Below are 1,689 nucleotides of genomic sequence, written 5' to 3' on the forward strand. Positions count from 1 at the left end.
TTGCCAGGCACTAACACCCGCCAACTCGATTACCAAGTCGACATCATCAGTAAACCGGATGTCATCCATGACAGCGGTGTCGGTCACCAGCATTGCCGTCGTGCATCCACCGACAAAGGCAACTTCAGTCAATAATTCTTTGCCCAGACCTTCAGCCACATACTCGATCAGCTCGTAATTATGGTCAGCATTTGAAGCCATCTTATTTCAGCCCCATCCCTGCCTTGAGTATGTTGACCGCTACTGCGCACTCTCTCGGTCCGCCAACGCGGATCGCATCAACGAGCGCCAAGTAATGATAAAGGGTTCGGTCCTTCTTCACCGCGTCTGGAACGGTTTTGTAGAGCGGCTCAATCGCCTGACCGCGCTCACTCCCGAAAGCATCAGGCCAAACTGGAATGAGCCCACCCGCACTTTTAAGGCTCTTGGACAGCGCCGGCGCTGCAAAGCCGGTGGGGATGCCGCGAACAATTGCACCTGGCTTTACCGGGTAAAAGTATTTGAGGGCATGCTCCGTGATTTTCACGAGCTCTCGGCGGTTCACCTTCGGAAGAGCGGTGTCGTAGTCGTTGGTGAGCAACCCCGCCTCACGACACCGTGCCATCGAGTTCGAAACCTCACTTTTACTCAGGCCAAGAGATGCCGAGAGTGCGCGCAAGGAGTAACTTTCAATCCAGCTCGACACTGGAGGGGATGGAACCGCGTCCGACCACCCCTCCCACTTGTCAGCATCGCCCCTGGGGTTATCAAGCTCCTGCACGCGATAAACTGTGTCTTCAGGATCAGGATTGTGAGCAGCCAATGCGCGACCCACCGGATCGCCAGCCACCATTGGTGGGCTCACACCGGGTTCCAGCAGCGGTTCAAATAAATCCGCCATTGACTCCGATTCCATTCTTCCAAATAGCTTCTCCTCCTGCGCGTGGAGGCTAGCCATTTTAAAAAGAAGCAAAATATCTTGACTCTTCATGAACTCCAAAAGCCCCACTGTCCACATTCCATAAAACGTGGACACTTGTCGCACAAGAAAAGTTTTCCAGTCAAGCCATTTTACGACCGCCCCGATTATCGTGTCGGTACTGATTGGAGGCTGTGCGACCGCACTTGGGCTTATACGTAAAACTTAAACGCCTCGTTCATATGCCGCTGTTTTGCCTGATTGTTTAGTTTTGTTTACTTAAGGTGTCGAAATATCAGATGACGCCTTAGGACCTTGTAGGCAAACTCCGAATCTTCTATTTGGGCACATTGCCGCCTTGTTGCGCGTTTCTTCGACGGGATAGTCTCCGGACGTCGCTGACCATTCAGCGATCGGGCTTGGAAACCCGTCGGATCACAGTGCAACAGTACTCCTACCACGATTCCAGACGTTTTTTACTACTGCGAATTTTGTGTTATGGCAGCTGTGTGCGGGACGCCTTCGGGCGTGCCGGTTCTGTGGTCCCCGGTTTTCCAACCTGCGCACAGCCGCCACCCATTCGCTTGGAAACGAACGTGGCGACTACTCTAATCTTGGAGTACGACCATGACTAAAACTGATCCGCCCTCGCCCTCAGAACTCAAAACCATCGGTTTCACCCCCTTCCTGTATCTCTCGAATCAACCCCTGTTCCACGTCTGCCGCGACGTCCCCATCGCCGACGCCCTGGCCCAAGCCTCCGACCTGCTGTTCCTCGCCAAGTCCCTGAC

2 protein-coding genes and 1 pseudogene are annotated in these 1,689 nt (G+C 53.8%); 1 reads left to right on the forward strand and 2 read right to left on the reverse strand.

All coding sequences use genetic code 11. The features are described from left to right. Both ACXRVY_RS27570 and ACXRVY_RS27575 read right to left on the reverse strand, forming a co-directional pair. Positions 1–201: pseudogene (locus ACXRVY_RS27570) on the reverse strand (hypothetical protein); the annotation flags it as partial. Position 202: 1 nt separating this feature from the next. Further along, positions 203–997 (reverse strand): MarR family transcriptional regulator, encoded by a 795-nt coding sequence (locus ACXRVY_RS27575; RefSeq protein ID WP_411740679.1) that lies wholly within the window; start codon positions 995–997, stop codon positions 203–205. Positions 998–1,525: 528 nt separating this feature from the next. Here ACXRVY_RS27575 and ACXRVY_RS27580 point away from each other — a divergent pair. Next, the coding region (locus ACXRVY_RS27580) for a DUF3077 domain-containing protein (RefSeq protein ID WP_458238787.1) at positions 1,526–1,689 on the forward strand (164 nt) is incomplete at its 3' end.

The organism is Pseudomonas sp. P5_A2_2 (assembly GCF_054177685.1).

Bases quoted from the DNA above. Each gene is read 5' to 3' on its own strand.
- ACXRVY_RS27575 (WP_411740679.1), bottom strand. From the start codon at position 997: ATGTGGACAGTGGGGCTTTTGGAGTTCATGAAGAGTCAAGATATTTTG.